This is a genomic window from Klebsiella sp. CN_Kp113 (genome assembly GCF_040064585.1).
Classification (GTDB): Bacteria; Pseudomonadota; Gammaproteobacteria; order Enterobacterales; family Enterobacteriaceae; genus Klebsiella; species Klebsiella michiganensis.
Map to the genome: position 1 here is coordinate 66,802 of NZ_JBEAID010000014.1, position 15,230 is coordinate 82,031.

Genomic DNA, 15,230 nt, shown 5'->3' on the forward strand with positions numbered 1-15,230 from the left:
GATGATGACAGTGATTGAACCACCATCTGTGCTTTCCAGTCCACAGCGCCGTAGCCAGGTGCTCCTGATGTTTTATCTGCCCGGGCAGTCCGTGACGCCCGAATGGCTGGGTAACCTCACCCAGGTTGATGAGGATACCGCCCGGCAGGACATTGCGGAGACGGGACGCGAGATTCAGCGTTATCACCGCTTGACCCTTGCTTCACAAGCGGACGGCAGCTATCGGATGGAAGGCGCCGCGCTCGATCAACGCTTATGCCTGCTGCACGGCCTGCGCCGCGGGCTGCGCCTGTGCCCGCATTTTGTCAGCCACCATTTTACCCCGGCATTGAAAACGCAGCTTAAACAGCAGGGTATCGCACGCACGCTGTATGACGACACCAATCTTCAGGCATTGGTCAACCGCTGCTCGCGCGCCCTGAACCGGCAGTTTGACTGCCGCGACGTGCATTTTCTGCGTCTTTATTTACAGTATTGTTTGCTGCAGCACCACCTTGGACAGAGCCCCACTTTCACCCACGAGCAGCAGCGCTGGGCGCAAGCCGCCGCCGAGTTTTCCCTCGCCGAGGAGATTGTCCGCCACTGGCAGCGGCGGGTTGCGGCAACGCCCCATGCCGGAGAACAGCTGTTTCTGGCCCTGCTGTTTATGCTGTTGAAAACCCCCGATCCTATCCGCGATGGTCATCAGCACGATCGCCGTCTGCATCTGGCCATTTCCGGGCTGATTCACCGCTTTCAGAACCTGGCGGGCCGTCCGTTTAGCGATGAACAGGGGCTGAGCGATCAGCTCTATATTCACCTTTCGCAGGCGCTACACCGCAGCGTTTTCGCTATCGGTATCGATAACGCGCTGCCGGAGGAGATTGGCCGTCTTTATCCCCGTTTGATGCGCACAACGCAGGCTGCGCTGGCGGAGTTCGAAGCCAGCTGGCAGGTACGCTTTAGCCAGGAGGAAGTCAGTTTAATCGCGGTGATCTTCGGCGCCTGGCTGATGCAAAAAAGCGATCTGCAGGAGAAACAGGTGGTTCTGCTGACCGATGATAACCCGGACCTTGAGCAGTCGCTGGAGCAGCAGCTGCGCGAGTTAACCCTGCTGCCGCTCAATATAAAGTATTTGAGCGTGAGCACCTTTCAGAAAGAGGGCGCGCCGAAGGAAGTGACGCTCATCGTCACTCCCTATGCCACGGCGCTGCCGCTGTTTTCGCCGCCGCTGTTTCACGCCGAAGAGACGTTCAGCGATCATCAGCAGCAGCAGATTTGCAAAATGCTGGAGGCCTAAGCCACCGCTTTTGGCCGCACCACCAGCGCCGGTAAGGCCACCAGCGCCATCACCCAGAAAACGCCCTGGTGCAGATGCTGGTAGAGGAAACCGGCAAAGACCGTCATCACCGCAATGCTGCCGCCCATCGCGACGGCGGAGTAGACCGCCTGCAGGCGGATCACTTCGCTGCCCTGACGCGCCGCAATGTAGCGCATCGCCGCCAGATGGCACACCGTAAAGGTGCCGCAGTGGAGGATCTGCGCGACGATAAGCCAGGGTAGCGCCGTCGTCCAGCCCATCAACGTCCAGCGAATTAGCCCGCACACCGCGGACAGCAGCAGCAGATCGCGGGCGCTAAAGCGGCGGAAGACTTTTTTGCTCAGCGCGAAAATCACCACTTCCGCCACGACGCCAAGCGACCACAGGTAGCCCACGGCGGAGGCGGAATACCCCGCTTCCTGCCAGTAGATAGCGCTAAATCCGTAGTAGGCGGCGTGCGCGCCCTGCAGCAAACAGACGCAGGCGAGGAAGCGCCAGCTTTGCCGCACCAGCGTAAGCCAGGCCGCCAGGCCGGCCGCTTCCTGCTGGCGGGATTCGCCCTGCGGCTGCACCGACGGCTTCAGCAGCATGCCGAGCAGCATGGAGGCAATACCGACGCTGAGCATCACCAGTATCATCCGGTAGTCATACAGGCTGACCAGCTTCCCGGTCAGCGCCGAGCCAATGACGAAAGCTATCGACCCCCACAGGCGCACGCGCCCGTAGTCCATGGTGATCTGCTTTTGCCAGGTATTCGCCAGCGCGTCGGTCAGCGGCACCAGCGGCGAGAAAAAGAGGTTAAAGCCGACGATAATCACCATCAGCCAGGCAACCTGGTGGCCGATCCAAAATGCGAGCGCAAAGAGCAGCGTCAGCAGCGCCAGAATGCGCAGAGAAGAGATAAGACGGGACGGGTCGCTGACCCGCGGCGCAATCAGCAGGCTGCCAAGAAAGCGCGACACCAGCCCGGCGCCGAGCAGCATGCCGATGGTTTCCGGCGTCAGGCCAAGTCCGGAAAGCCAGACGCTCCAGAAAGGCAGGAAGATGCCGTAGCTAAAAAAATAGGTGAAGTAACTAAGCGCCAGCCAGCGCGTGGAGTGTAAGACCATGATTCCCTCCCGAATGGAGGCGACAGTCTGGCGATAAAGCGGGGCGGGTGCAAGATACCCTCGCCCCAAATATGGCGCTATTCGCGCCCCTGTACGTCTATTTTCAGCGAAAAACTCAGCGTATCTCCGGCGCCTAAAACCCGCAACCCCGGCTGTCCGTCCATGTTATGGGCGTTTACCGGATGACTTTGCGGCTCGAGGCAAAGGAACGGCTCGCCCTGCATTCTGAAAAGCATCAACCACGGAGTTTGCGAAAGAATTGTGATATCCATCACACCACTACTCACCCTCGCCCGCCCGCTCCAGCCGGAATAGCCCACGTTCAGCCAGCGATCCTCCCCGTACTGCGCGTGGCTGAAATCGGCGTAGCCGGGCAACTGGCCTTGCCAGCCGAGAGGAAGATGCTGCTCCCCTTCCGGCCAGTAGCCGGCGGCTACAAACTGCACCGTACTGCGCTTATAAAAAGGAAAAAACGGATGAAAACCGCAGCCATAGGGGATGGGCATGCTACCGCAGTGGGTAAGCGTCAGCGCAGCCACCAGCTGGTTACGCAGCAGCTGGTAGCGGATCTGCGCCAGGTAATCGAAACCGCAGGCATGCTGCCGACGCAGCTGTAACACGCAATAGTCGCCGCCGCGCGCAATCATATCCCAGCGCTGCAGCCAACCGTCGCCGTGGAGAAAAAAATGCGCGTCGGCGTGGTGGCGAGGCAGAACTATCTCACGACCCTGAAAAATAAAGCGGTTCCCGGCGACGCGATTGGCCAGCGGCAGCATCGGAAACATGCCGCCGGCGGGGTTTTCATACAGCACCGGCGCCTGATAGCGCCGCGAGTATAAACTTTGCACTTTGCCGCCCAGAGAAGCGACGCGCATCCGCAGATGCGCGTTTTCCAGAATCCACTCTTCCGCCATTAGCGCGTCTGCTCCTGCTTCATCGCCTGAACGCCCGCATGACGTTGCGCCAGCTGCTCTTCCAGGGCTTCGAGAGTGACCCCCTTCGTTTCCGGCACGTTGCGCAGAATATAGAGGTAGCCAGCAGCGCAAATGACGCCATACAGCAGGAAACTGCCCGCCGCGCCCAGTCCGGCATTAAGCAGCGGGAAAGTGTAGGTTAACAAGAAACAGGCAATCCACAGCGCCAGGGTGCCTAAGGACATCGCGAGTCCGCGAACGCGGTTGGGGAAGATTTCCGCCAGCAGTACCCAGGTAACCGGCGCCAGGGTCAAGGCATAAATAGCAATCGCCGCCAGCACCAGCAGCAGAACGGGCCAGCCCATGATGCCCATGCCATAGGCGGCGGCAATCAGAACATAGATCAGCGTCAACCCTGAGGCACCAAGCAGCATTAATTTACGGCGGCCGATTTTATCCACCAGCGGCAGCGCGGCGAGGGTAAACACCAGGTTGACGATCCCCGTTGCGACGATCGATTTCAGCGTACTGTTAATATCGAATCCCGCTGAGGCAAAAATCTCCTGCGCGTAGTTAAAGATGACGTTAATTCCGCACCACTGCTGGAAGACGGCGAGGACCATGCCAATGATAACGATCGGTTTAACCTGCGGAGCCAGCAGCGCGCCGTAGGAGATTTTATGGTTATCTTTTTCCAGCGTGTGCGCGATGTCGCGTAATATCCTGTCGGCATAGTCGGCGGAGCCAATGCGCTCCAGCGCGGCCCGGGCGCGATCCGGCTTACCGGCCTTCATGAGCCAGCGCGGCGACTCAGGAACAAAAAACATCAGCACCAGAAACGCCAGCGCCGGCACCAGTTCCGCACCGAACATCCAGCGCCAGCCCATCTGCCCGTTCCAGGTATCCACAATCATCTGCTGCGTCGCCCCCGTCGCTACGGGTTCCGCAATCATCAGGTTGATAAGCTGAGCGGCCAGCACGCCAATCACGATAGTGAGCTGGTTTATCGCAACAAAGCGCCCTCTTTTTTCTGCCGGGCTGACTTCCGCGATGTAAAGCGGGCTGAGCGCGGATGCCAGACCAATCCCCACGCCGCCCACAATGCGGTAAACCACAAACATGTCGAAACTGCTGGCAACCGCCGTCCCCCACGCCGAGGCGCTGAACAGCACGGCGGACAGTATTAAGGGCAGCTTGCGCCCCAGTTTATCGGCGCACCATCCCGAGATTAATGCGCCGAAAACGCAGCCCACCAGCGCCGAGCTCATTGCCCAGCCGGACTGCGCCGGGTCGGTAATGGAAAACCAGGCTTCATAAAACGGCTTTGCGCCGCCAATCACCACCCAGTCATAGCCAAAGAGTAAACCACCGCAGGCGGCGACCAGACAGATAGTCCAGACGTAGCCCATTTTCAGATGTGTCTGCGCGTTATTCATAATGATTCCTCTATAAGGGAAACGCAGGGAACAGTAGGGTTCAGGCGGGCCAGGCCCGCCCGTTTCAGGTTCAGGAAAACATGCCGCTTTGCAGGGCGTGGCGAATCAGATGCGCCTTATCATGAGCCGGGTTCAGCTGCAGCAGCCGCTGCATCGCCTGCTGGCTGGCGGATACGTTGCCCAGCCCCAGATGGCCCAGCGCTTCAATAAACAAGCAGTGCTGCTGATGCTGCCGCTGCGCTGAAACATCGAGCACCACCAGATCCGGGAGAGAGACGGCAAAAAAGTCGGCTTGCGGAACGTCATCCCGATGCTGCCTGGCCCAGGCGATAAAATTCTGGAAGTGCTGCTCGGCCTGCGTCGAATTACCGCTCTTACGCAGCGCGATGCCCTGCCAGAAAAGGTAATCGGCGGGCTGATCGTTGTAGTAACGCCCGGCGTCCAGCGTTGAGCCCCCTTGCAGGGCAAGCTGGTAATATTCCGCTGCCCGGTGCGCATCCCCAGCCTGTTCCGCGCAATAGCCCAGCAAATACCAGATATCGTTGTCCGTCTGCCCGGGCAGCCGCCCCTCTCCCAGGTTATCGGGATAGCGTAACGCTTCATTCAGGCAGCGAGCGGCCTGCGTGAACGCCTTACGTTCGATCAACTGTAAAGCGCGATGGAGCTGATTGAGCAAATACTGGCCGGTAACTTTCCCCTCCCCGCCTTCCCAGGGATGAAATACGCGCGTACCGAGAATAGTGGCGGCATCGGCGTAATGGCCGGCTGCGTTCCACAGGCTTAACAGCTCAGCGGTCAGGTCATCCCGTTTCAGCACCACCGCTTTGCGCACCGCCAGCGTTTCCAGTCGTTCGTTTACCGGCGTACCCAGTGATTTTTTCAGGAAATCAAGCTCAAAGAGGAAGCGCGCGTTTTCGGGTTCAAGCTCTACGGCCCGCTGCAGATAAGCCAGCGCCTGCGCGGCATCCTGTTGTTTGTTCCAGGCGTAGACCCCCAGCAGACGGTGAGCGGGCGCATAGTCGGGAGATTTTTCCAGCGTCTCGCGCCAGCAGCTGACCGCCTCTTCATAGCGACGTTTGCTGTACCAGAAGCAACCGAGCAGATAGCGGGCAAAAGCGCTATCGCTCAGGGTTTGCAGCATCTGGACTTCATCGAGCGTATTGGGGAAACGCACTTTTCGCGCATGGCAGCGCTCGGCTTCGGCAATTAACCGTTGCCGTTTATTCGCATCATCGCTTAACGAGGCGCGCCACAGCATCGGCAGCGCCTCCTGGCAATCCAGAACCTCAAGCACCTCCTTCGCCGCCTGCTTCTGACCGATGGAGAGCAGCCAGCCCGCCAGCAGGCTGCCGTTGATCCCTCTGCGCCCCGTTACGCGCAGCAGGCTCGCGCGCGACTCATCGCCCGGCGCAATCATCCAGCGCGCGCAGTGCAGCGGATAGCTCAACGGGTATTGTTCGAGGCAGACGACAATATACGCCTGTGCTTCTTTCGCCCGCCCGCTGTTCGCTAACGCCAGCGCTTTCAGCCCCATAGCCAGATGGTTGCTGGCGTTAAACTGCAGGCTGGTGTTGACCTTTTCCAGCGCGTCGGCGGTATCGCCACGCTTCATCGCCAGCCTTGCCAGCGCCCACCAGGCGGCATCGCGGCAGTTACCGCTCCAGGACGCTTTGTAATAGCAATCCCATGCTCCAGCTTCATCGCCCTGCCTTTCCAGCGCGCAGCCAAGCAGCATACTGGCTTCGCCATCGCGCGGATTTTTATTCAGACGATGGGCGCGAAGTAGCGCGGCCCGGGCACATTGCTCCGCCAGCCCCCAGTCGGCGCAATTAAACGCCAGCGTCCCGAGGGCAACATTATTGCGGTAATCTTGCGGATCGAGGGCTATCGCCCGGCGATAGTAATCCGCGGCATAGCGGCTTGCATGATTGTATTGTTCAAGATGCTGGCCGATAAAATAGAGCTCATCGCCGTTGTGAATCTCTTCCGGCATCGCCGGCGCGCAGGCAGGTTCGGGCAGGGGCGTCTGCTGAGTAATATGTTCCTGATAATCCAGCAGCGGCTGGTTGTCTGCGGTTTTCACCTTAATGGTTAAGCGCCGGGCGTCATTTTCCGGCAGCGTATGCTGCCAGCTCTCGCCGGGCTTCAGCGTAAGCTGAGTTTCATACAGCGGCTGCTTTTCCGCGCTGAGTTCAACAACAATATTTTCCAGCGGCGCAATGGCGTAAACGCCGAGCTGCAGCTGCTCCGTCTCACGAACCAGCTTCAGCGCCAGCTGCGTATTGGCATTTTGCACCATCCCCAGCTCGCTATAGGGAAGGAAGTTTTGCACAAACACCTTCTCTTCATAAGGCGCAAGCCAGGTAAAGTCAGGCTGGTTATCGGTGTAGACGCCGGTCATCAGCTCGATATAGGGGCCATTTTCGTCGGTCAGATTGCGGTCCCACGCCTGGCCAAAGTCGCCATAGCCCCAGCTCCACTGTTTTTTGCCCGGCGAGACGTGATGGTCGGCAACATGCAGCAGCCCACCGCGCTCGTCGTGGTGATAAGCGCCGACAAAGTCGTAGTCCGATTTCTCCGCCATATACGAGGTGGGTACCGGAACGTTTTTATAACGGGAGATATCGACGCCCGCAGAATAGTCCACTTTGTAGTAGGTGCCGGTGGCGATGGGAAAAGCGGAAACATCGCGCTTGCCGTGATCGAATACGGCGGTGACGTCGGGTGGAAACACGCTCTGGTGAGCATCGCCGCCTTTGACCGCCGGGTTGGCCCACCACAGGAAATGACGCGGCGTTGCGTTACCATTAAAAACCTTACCGGTGATTTCAATCAGCGCGCGGTCAGGATAGAGAGTAAACCCGGTCATGACCTGTAAACCGCGCATGGGCTCCGCTTCCCCCATCCATACGGTCTGCACGCCGTTTTCCCCGCGCTGGATCGAAAAATCGACCGGCATAAAGGTCGTCGGGCGGTGATGCTGCGGCCAGTTGAACTCGATACCGCCGGAGATCCAGGGCCCCAGTAGCCCTACCAGGGCGGGCTTAACGACTTCATTGTAATAGACAAAATCGCGCAGTTTGACTTTGTCATACGCCCGGTGAATACGTCCGCCAAGCTCCGGCAGCAGCATGATACGAATGAAATCATTCTCCATCCATACTGCCTGATAATCGCGCATTTCACGCTCGCCGGTCAGGGTATCTATCACGCCGTAGGGATAGACGTTGCCGGAGGAACCCTGATAAACGCGCTTTTCCAGAAACATGGGGTTCGGATCCTCCGCCCCCGTCGTCCACGTAGGTAATGTAATTGTTTCCTGCCAGACCTTAACCGAACCGTACATGACGCCTCCACTAAACGAAATAAAGTAAAACTTGCTATGAGAGGAGTTTATATCGCCATTTAGCTGCTAAAATGCGCAACGCTCACGCAATATAGTTAAGGGGGTTAAGTGTATGCAGCGCACCGGTTTGAATAACGCCCGGGTCAGGCAGGCCAACAAATCAATTTTTCTCTCCCACCTCTGGCGGGAGAAACAGCTCAGTAAATCCCAGCTTTCCCAGCTCACCGGGCTCTCTATTCCGGCTGTGAGCAACATTCTTGCCGAACTGCTTAGCGAGGGATTGATCGGCCATTCCACGGAAAAAATGAGCAAGCGCGGCGTGAACAGCGGAAGCTACCAGATCCCCGAACACGGTGCCTGGACGCTATGCATGAATATCACGCCGACCAGCATTGAGTATCAGCTTGCCGATGCCCGACTGCTGGCGGTTGACGGCCACCAGCATTTGCCCATCGATGCCCCCACGCCGCAGGCCCTTCTGGAGGCCATCGTGGAATGCTGGCGACGTATACACCGCCGCTACCCGCAGCACAGCATCAATCTCGCGCTTGGCGTTCATGGGCAGGTTGATCCGGTAACCGGGGTGTCACAAACCATGCCCCAGGCGCGCTGGAAAACGCCGATTGAAATAAAGTATCTGCTGGAGGAACAGCTCGGCGTGCAGGTGCGGGTGGATAATGACTGCGTGATGCTGGCGCTGGCGGAGAAGTGGCAGCATCAGGGTATACAGCCGGATTTTTGCGTGATTAACGTCGATTACGGTATCGGCTCGTCATTTGTGATTAACGATCAGATTTATCGAGGAAGCCTCTACGGCAGCGGGCAGATAGGACACACGATTGTGAATCCTGACGGCAAGGCCTGCGACTGCGGGAGATACGGTTGCCTCGAAACCGTAGCGTCCCTCAGCGCGTTGAAAAAGCAGGCGCGGATGTGGCTCAAAACGCAGCCGGAAGCGCAGCGCTCTCCCGAGCAATTAACCACGGCATCGCTCATTGAAGCCTGGGAACAGGGAGACGTGCATATTCGCGCATGGGTTGATAGCGCGGCCAACGCCATTGGCTTAAGCCTTTATAATTTCTTAAATATTTTGAATATTAATCAGATCTGGCTATACGGACGCAGCTGCGCCTTTGGCGAACAATGGCTGGAAAGTATCGTTAAACAAACCGGCTTTAATCCCTTTGACCACGGCGATACGCCGCGAGCGCACGCCACTCAAATCGGCTTTGGCAAACTGACCCGCGCCCAGCAGCTGATGGGGATCGGTTATCTGTACGTGGAGGAACAGCTGCAAACGCTGCGTTAATCGTCAGCGGACGTGGCGGAGCGCAAATTTGTGTATTACGTTTAAATCACACGTCTCTCATAACGAGCTGATTATGAACACTCTACGCTACTTTGACTTTGGCTCCTCCCGCTCTCTGCTGCTGCTGATTGCGCGTATCGCGGTGGTGGTGCTGTTTATTCTTTTCGGCTATCCCAAGCTGCTCGGCTTTAGCGGCACGGTGCAGTACATGGCCTCCTCCGGCGCGCCGATGCCAACGCTTGCGGCCATCATTGCCATTATTATGGAAGTGCCGGCGGCCATTTTAATTGTGCTGGGCTTTTTCACCCGCCCGCTGGCGGTGATCTTTATTTTTTATACCCTCGGTACCGCGGTGATTGGCCATCACTACTGGGATATGACCGGCGATGCGGTTCTGCCGAACATGATTAACTTCTGGAAAAACATCAGTATTGCCGGCGCCTTCCTGCTGCTGGCGATAACCGGTCCCGGGGCGATTTCGCTCGACCGCCGCTAATCAACAGACGCAAAAAAGGCCGCATCAGCGGCCTTTTTTATGTCAACGCTAACGCTTACGCATAAACCGGGAAGCGTGCGCAGATATCCAGCACTTTACCCTTCACGCGCTCAATGACCGCTTCGTCATTGATGTTGTCCAGCACGTCGCACATCCAGCCGGCCAGCTCTTTCACTTCCGCTTCTTTAAAGCCGCGACGGGTGACTGCCGGAGAACCGATACGGATGCCGGAGGTCACAAACGGGCTCTTCGGATCGTTCGGCACGCTGTTTTTGTTGACGGTGATGTTAGCACGGCCCAGCGCAGCGTCCGCTTCTTTACCGGTCAGGTTTTTATCGACCAGATCCAGCAGGAACAGGTGATTTTCAGTGCCGCCGGAAACCACTTTGTAGCCGCGGTTCAGGAACACTTCTACCATTGCCTTCGCGTTTTTCGCTACCTGCTGCTGGTAAACTTTGAACTCCGGCTCCATCGCTTCTTTCAGCGCAACGGCTTTCGCCGCGATAACGTGCATCAGCGGGCCGCCCTGGGCGCTAGGGAATACGGCAGAGTTCAGTTTTTTGTACAGCTCTTCGCTGCCGCCTTTCGCCAGGATCAGGCCGCCGCGCGGACCGGCCAGGGTCTTGTGGGTAGTGGTGGTCACGACGTGAGCATGCGGAACCGGGTTCGGATAAACGCCAGCGGCGATCAGACCGGCAACGTGGGCCATGTCGACGAACAGGTATGCGCCGATGCTGTCAGCGATTTCGCGCATTTTTGCCCAGTCAACCACGCCGGAATAAGCGGAGAAACCACCGATAATCATCTTCGGTTTATGTTCCTGAGCCTGCTTAGCCATGTCTTCATAGTCAATTTTACCGGACTCATCGATGCCGTAAGGAATGATGTTGTACAGTTTGCCGGAGAAGTTGACCGGGGAGCCGTGAGTCAGGTGACCACCCTGCGCCAGGTTCATACCCAGAACGGTATCGCCCGGCTGCAGCAGTGCAGTATAGACCGCGAAGTTAGCCTGGGAGCCGGAGTGCGGCTGCACGTTAGCGTAGTCAGCGCCGAACAGCTCTTTGGCGCGATCGATAGCCAGCTGCTCTACGATATCGACGTATTCACAGCCGCCGTAGTAGCGCTTGCCCGGATATCCTTCAGCGTATTTGTTGGTCAGCTGAGAGCCCTGCGCCTGCATAACGCGCGGGCTGGTGTAGTTTTCGGAGGCGATCAGTTCGATGTGCTCTTCCTGACGTACTTTTTCTTGCTCCATAGCCTGCCACAGTTCGGCATCATAATCGGCAATGTTCATTTCACGCTTTAACATCCGCATCTCCTGACTCAGCTAACAATAAAATTTCGGCCTAAAAAGGCGGTCCACCTGGACAACGGCCCACAGTATAACTGAATCATTCTGCGATAACAGGTCTTGACAAAGGATTTTACGCAAACGATTGGCTCCGCGTTACACAAGGCTTTGAGCAATAAAGCACCTTCGATTATCAACGGATTTCTTTTCAGGTTTGTGATGCAAATAATTCATGTTGTAACTGCCTTACGGCAAAGAGTTAAAGAACCATTTACAAAGCAGGGTTATTTTTATAAGATGCATTTAATATGCATCATTAAGATAACCTATAAAGGAAGCTGCTATGCTCGACGCGCAAACCATCGCTACGGTGAAAGCCACCATCCCTCTGCTGGTTGAAACCGGTCCGAAACTGACCGCCCATTTTTACGACCGCATGTTTGCTCATAATCCCGAACTCAAAGAAATCTTTAATATGAGTAATCAGCGCAACGGCGACCAGCGCGAGGCGCTGTTCAACGCCATTGCCGCCTATGCCAGCAATCTTGAGAACCTGTCCGCCCTGCTGCCGGCGGTGGAAAAAATCGCCCAGAAGCACACCAGCTTCCAGATCCAGCCCGAGCAGTACAATATTGTCGGCACCCACCTGCTGGCCACCCTTGACGAGATGTTCAGCCCGGGTCAGGAAGTGCTGGATGCCTGGGGCAAGGCCTACGGCGTGCTGGCCAACGTCTTTATTAATCGTGAAGCGCAAATCTACAGCGAAAGCGCCAGTAAAACCGGCGGCTGGGAAGGCACCCGCGCGTTCCGCATCGTCAGAAAAACGCCGCGCAGCGCGCTGATTACCAGCTTTGAGTTTGAGCCGGTCGACGGCGGCGCGGTCGCTGAATACCATCCGGGCCAGTACCTGGCGGTCTGGCTGAAGCCGGAAGGCTTTCCGCATCAGGAAATTCGTCAGTACTCTTTGACCCGCAAACCCGACGGCAAAGGCTATCGCATTGCGGTTAAGCGTGAAAACGGCGGCCAGGTTTCAAACTGGCTGCATGATTCTGCGAAAGAAGGCGACGTGATTTACCTGGCCGCGCCGGCCGGCGACTTTTTCCTCAACGTGGCGCCGGAAACGCCGGTCACGCTGCTCTCCGGCGGCGTCGGTCAGACGCCGATGCTGGCGATGCTGGACACGCTGGCAAAAGCACAGCATCCGGCGCAGGTGAACTGGTTCCACGCGGCAGAGAATGGCGACGTGCACGCCTTCGCGGAGGAAGTGAAAGCGCTGGGTGAAACCCTGACGAAGTTTACTTCTCACGTCTGGTACCGCAGCCCGAGCGAAACGGACCGTGACGCCGGCGCGTTTGACAGCGAAGGTTTGATGGATTTATCGGCCCTGGCCGACAAGATCGGCGACCCGCAGATGCAGTTCTATCTCTGCGGCCCGGTGGCGTTTATGCAGTTTGCCGCGAAGCAGCTGGTAGATCTGGGCGTGAGCAGCGGCAACATTCATTACGAGTGCTTCGGCCCGCACAAGGTGCTGTAAACAGAGCGATGGATGCAGGCGGCCCGGAAATTATCGGGCCGCCATTCGGTTTGTCAGCTTAAATCGCCGCGTCGTCTTCTTCGCCGGTGCGGATACGAATCACGCGCGCGACATCGAAAACAAAGATCTTACCGTCGCCGATTTTGCCGGTCTGCGCCGTACGGATAATGGTATCCACGCAGGTGTCGACGATATCATCGGTGACAACGATTTCGATTTTCACTTTCGGCAGAAAATCGACCATATACTCCGCGCCGCGATACAGCTCGGTATGCCCCTTCTGGCGGCCAAAACCTTTCACTTCCGTTACCGTCATCCCGGTGATGCCGACTTCGGCCAGCGCTTCACGCACGTCATCCAGTTTGAAGGGTTTAATAATCGCATCAATCTTTTTCATGGTGTTCCTGTTTTAGTCGCGTAACCGGTTGCTAACCGTATCATAACTTGCGTCATCACACGGAGCTACTCTTTAAAGTCGTTAGCGTCGAGCTCGTGGCGCGACAGCAGCTTATAAAATTCGGTGCGGTTGCGCCCCGCCATCCGCGCCGCATGCGTGACGTTGCCTTTAGTGATTTGCAGCAGCTTGCGCAGGTAATTGAGCTCAAACTGATTCCGCGCCTCAACAAAGGTCGGCAGCGCGGTGTTTTCCCCTTCCAGCGCCTGCTCCACCAGGGCGTCGCTAATGACCGGCGAAGAGGTTAGCGCCACGCACTGCTCAATCACGTTCACCAGCTGGCGCACGTTGCCCGGCCATTTTGCGGCCATCAGCCGCTTCATCGCATCGGTGGAGAACGCGCGAACAAAGGGTTTGTGGCGATCGGCGGACTGGCGCAGCAGATGGTTCGCCAGCAGCGGAATATCTTCCGTACGCTCGGCCAGCGGCGGGATTTTCAGATTCACCACGTTGAGACGATAAAACAGATCTTCGCGAAACTCGCCGCGCGCCATGGCCTTCGGCAGGTCGCGATGGGTCGCAGAAATAATCCGCACATCAATGTCGATATCGCGGTTGCTGCCCAGCGGGCGCACTTTACGCTCCTGCAGGACGCGCAGCAGTTTAACCTGCAGCGCCACCGGCATATCGCCGATTTCATCAAGAAACAGGGTCCCGCCTTCTGCGGCCTGGAATAGCCCCTCGCGATTGCTGACCGCGCCGGTAAAAGCGCCGCGGGCGTGGCCAAACAGCTCCGACTCCAGCAGCTGCTCGGGAAGCGCGCCGCAGTTAATGGCGACAAAAGGTTTATCGCGGCGCGGGCTGGCGTTATGAATTGCCTGGGCGACAATCTCCTTGCCGGTACCGCTCTGGCCGTTAATCAGCACGCTGACGTCCGACTGCGCCACCATCCCGGCCTGCTCCAGCAGACGCTCCATCAGCGGGCTGCGGGTCACAATCGCCTGGCGCCAGCGCTCATCGGTGGTGGGCGCGCTCTGCTCCAGCGCGTCATCAATCGCTTTATACAGAGCGTCTTTATCCACCGGCTTGGTGAGAAAGCTAAATACGCCCTGCTGGGTCGCGGCAACGGCGTCCGGAATGGAACCGTGCGCGGTGAGAATGATCACCGGCATTCCCGGCTGAACCTTCTGGATTTCGCTGAACAGCTGGAGGCCATCCATCTCGTCCATCCGCAGGTCGCTGACTACCAGGTCGACTTTGTCACGGCTCAGGGTGCGCAGGGCCTCCGGCCCGCTCTCGGCGGTCAGTACGCTGTATCCTTCGCTGACAAGACGCATGCCCAGCAGCTTCAGCAGCCCCGGATCGTCGTCCACCAGCAGCAGGCGGGCGGGTTTACGGATCGTCATGAATCACCTCCGGGACCTTCTCGCCGCCGTGCCCGGCGTCCGGGCTGAAGTTCCCGCCGGGTTTACGGCTGGAGAGCTGGCGCTCGATGTCGGTGAGATTCTCCAGCTTGCGGGTCGTCAGTTCGAGCTGACTGCGAAGTTCAATTTCCTGCTGACGCAGCGTCTCCAGCTCCGCATCGCTTGACTGCTGCAATTTGGCGTAGCGGGAGCGCTCCTCAATCAGCTGAAGCTGCCGGCCCTGGGCATCGCGCCAGAGCTGATAAAGCGGGCGAACCTGGGCGGCGATTTGCGGGCTGAAGGCATCCAGACTGGCCACCAGATCGCGACGTTCGTTGGGCGTAATTTTGGCATCGGCCAGTAAAATGCCGCGTTTAAAGGCATCCTGCCAGCTGTTGGCATCGTGCTGCCGGGCTTCAGCCCGCGCCTGTACCGGAGCAAGGCGATCCGCGCAGTCAATTCCCCGCAGCCAGTAAAGCGGGTTTTTATCACTGGCCTCGCTTTGCAGGCTCCAGATGTCGGCGCACTCCACCGAAAGAAAATCGGCGACCTGATGCTGCGGCAGCGCGGAGAGCGTTTTGCCATCCGCGGCGTGTGGTGATGTAGAGGCGGAACATCCCGCCAGCGCCAGGCAGGACATGCCTGACAGCAGCCATCCCCTGAGGGGACGGACAAGTGCGAAGAAGTGGGACATATTC

General features: G+C 57.9%; 12 protein-coding genes. 4 read left to right on the plus strand and 8 right to left on the minus strand.

Annotation, left to right across the window (positions count from 1 at the left end; all coding sequences use genetic code 11):
• Window position 1 precedes the first annotated feature (1 nt).
• Entirely contained in the window at window positions 2-1,279 is a 1,278-nt protein-coding gene (gene csiE / locus ABLV30_RS07320) for a stationary phase inducible protein CsiE (RefSeq protein ID WP_032750899.1), read from the plus strand.
• Here the strand turns inward: csiE and ABLV30_RS07325 are convergent.
• The 4 genes from ABLV30_RS07325 to ABLV30_RS07340 form a co-directional block, all read right to left on the minus strand.
• Entirely contained in the window at window positions 1,276-2,409 is a 1,134-nt protein-coding gene (locus ABLV30_RS07325) for a 3-phenylpropionate MFS transporter (protein ID WP_004853228.1), read from the minus strand. The genes csiE and ABLV30_RS07325 overlap by 4 nt on opposite strands.
• Window positions 2,410-2,486: 77 nt before the next feature.
• Window positions 2,487-3,323, minus strand: coding sequence for an aldose 1-epimerase (locus tag ABLV30_RS07330; RefSeq protein ID WP_186006746.1), 837 nt, complete (start codon window positions 3,321-3,323; stop codon window positions 2,487-2,489).
• Window positions 3,323-4,759: a sugar porter family MFS transporter gene (locus tag ABLV30_RS07335; protein ID WP_186006745.1), complete on the minus strand. Its 1,437-nt coding sequence runs from the start codon at window positions 4,757-4,759 to the stop codon at window positions 3,323-3,325. Before ABLV30_RS07335 ends, ABLV30_RS07330 begins: the two co-directional genes overlap by 1 nt.
• Window positions 4,760-4,829: 70 nt before the next feature.
• Window positions 4,830-8,105: a DUF5107 domain-containing protein gene (locus ABLV30_RS07340; protein ID WP_342701643.1), complete on the minus strand. Its 3,276-nt coding sequence runs from the start codon at window positions 8,103-8,105 to the stop codon at window positions 4,830-4,832.
• Window positions 8,106-8,217: 112 nt separating this feature from the next.
• On the opposite strand from ABLV30_RS07340, the gene ABLV30_RS07345 reads away from it, so the two are divergent.
• Together ABLV30_RS07345 and ABLV30_RS07350 are read left to right on the plus strand one after the other, a co-directional pair.
• On the plus strand, window positions 8,218-9,414 hold the full coding sequence (locus tag ABLV30_RS07345) for an ROK family transcriptional regulator (protein ID WP_009654343.1): 1,197 nt from the start codon (window positions 8,218-8,220) through the stop codon (window positions 9,412-9,414).
• Window positions 9,415-9,487: 73 nt separating this feature from the next.
• A complete protein-coding gene (locus ABLV30_RS07350; RefSeq protein ID WP_025106587.1) occupies window positions 9,488-9,910 on the plus strand; it encodes a DoxX family protein in 423 nt (140 codons plus the stop codon).
• A 55-nt stretch (window positions 9,911-9,965) separates the two neighbouring features.
• On the opposite strand, the gene glyA is transcribed toward ABLV30_RS07350, so the two are convergent.
• The gene (gene glyA, locus ABLV30_RS07355; protein WP_009654385.1) at window positions 9,966-11,219 is read right to left on the minus strand and encodes a serine hydroxymethyltransferase; all 1,254 of its coding nucleotides are present in this window, start codon (window positions 11,217-11,219) and stop codon (window positions 9,966-9,968) included.
• A 325-nt stretch (window positions 11,220-11,544) separates the two neighbouring features.
• On the opposite strand from glyA, the gene hmpA reads away from it, so the two are divergent.
• On the plus strand, window positions 11,545-12,735 hold the full coding sequence (gene hmpA / locus ABLV30_RS07360) for an NO-inducible flavohemoprotein (RefSeq protein ID WP_049101705.1): 1,191 nt from the start codon (window positions 11,545-11,547) through the stop codon (window positions 12,733-12,735).
• 58 nt (window positions 12,736-12,793) lie between these two features.
• Here hmpA and glnB read toward each other — a convergent pair whose 3' ends face one another.
• The 3 genes from glnB to qseG all read right to left on the minus strand — a co-directional run bounded on the left by glnB (window position 12,794) and on the right by qseG (window position 15,226).
• A complete protein-coding gene (gene glnB, locus ABLV30_RS07365; protein WP_002914032.1) occupies window positions 12,794-13,132 on the minus strand; it encodes a nitrogen regulatory protein P-II in 339 nt (112 codons plus the stop codon).
• Window positions 13,133-13,197: 65 nt separating this feature from the next.
• A complete protein-coding gene (gene glrR / locus ABLV30_RS07370; RefSeq protein ID WP_014230390.1) occupies window positions 13,198-14,535 on the minus strand; it encodes a two-component system response regulator GlrR in 1,338 nt (445 codons plus the stop codon).
• Entirely contained in the window at window positions 14,522-15,226 is a 705-nt protein-coding gene (qseG, locus tag ABLV30_RS07375; protein ID WP_032750903.1) for a two-component system QseEF-associated lipoprotein QseG, read from the minus strand. The genes glrR and qseG overlap by 14 nt, the downstream gene beginning before the upstream one ends.
• Between the last annotated feature and the right edge of the window lie 4 nt (window positions 15,227-15,230).

Excerpts from the sequence above, each read along its gene's own strand:
- hmpA (WP_049101705.1), top strand. The coding sequence starts at position 11,545 with ATGCTCGACGCGCAAACCATCGCTACGGTGAAAGCCACCATCCCTCTG.
- glnB (WP_002914032.1), bottom strand. The coding sequence starts at position 13,132 with ATGAAAAAGATTGATGCGATTATTAAACCCTTCAAACTGGATGACGTG.
- ABLV30_RS07335 (WP_186006745.1), bottom strand. The coding sequence starts at position 4,759 with ATGAATAACGCGCAGACACATCTGAAAATGGGCTACGTCTGGACTATC.
- ABLV30_RS07350 (WP_025106587.1), top strand. The coding sequence starts at position 9,488 with ATGAACACTCTACGCTACTTTGACTTTGGCTCCTCCCGCTCTCTGCTG.
- ABLV30_RS07340 (WP_342701643.1), bottom strand. The coding sequence starts at position 8,105 with ATGTACGGTTCGGTTAAGGTCTGGCAGGAAACAATTACATTACCTACG.
- ABLV30_RS07345 (WP_009654343.1), top strand. The coding sequence starts at position 8,218 with ATGCAGCGCACCGGTTTGAATAACGCCCGGGTCAGGCAGGCCAACAAA.
- ABLV30_RS07325 (WP_004853228.1), bottom strand. The coding sequence starts at position 2,409 with ATGGTCTTACACTCCACGCGCTGGCTGGCGCTTAGTTACTTCACCTAT.
- glyA (WP_009654385.1), bottom strand. The coding sequence starts at position 11,219 with ATGTTAAAGCGTGAAATGAACATTGCCGATTATGATGCCGAACTGTGG.
- glrR (WP_014230390.1), bottom strand. The coding sequence starts at position 14,535 with ATGACGATCCGTAAACCCGCCCGCCTGCTGCTGGTGGACGACGATCCG.
- csiE (WP_032750899.1), top strand. The coding sequence starts at position 2 with ATGATGACAGTGATTGAACCACCATCTGTGCTTTCCAGTCCACAGCGC.
- qseG (WP_032750903.1), bottom strand. The coding sequence starts at position 15,226 with ATGTCCCACTTCTTCGCACTTGTCCGTCCCCTCAGGGGATGGCTGCTG.
- ABLV30_RS07330 (WP_186006746.1), bottom strand. The coding sequence starts at position 3,323 with ATGGCGGAAGAGTGGATTCTGGAAAACGCGCATCTGCGGATGCGCGTC.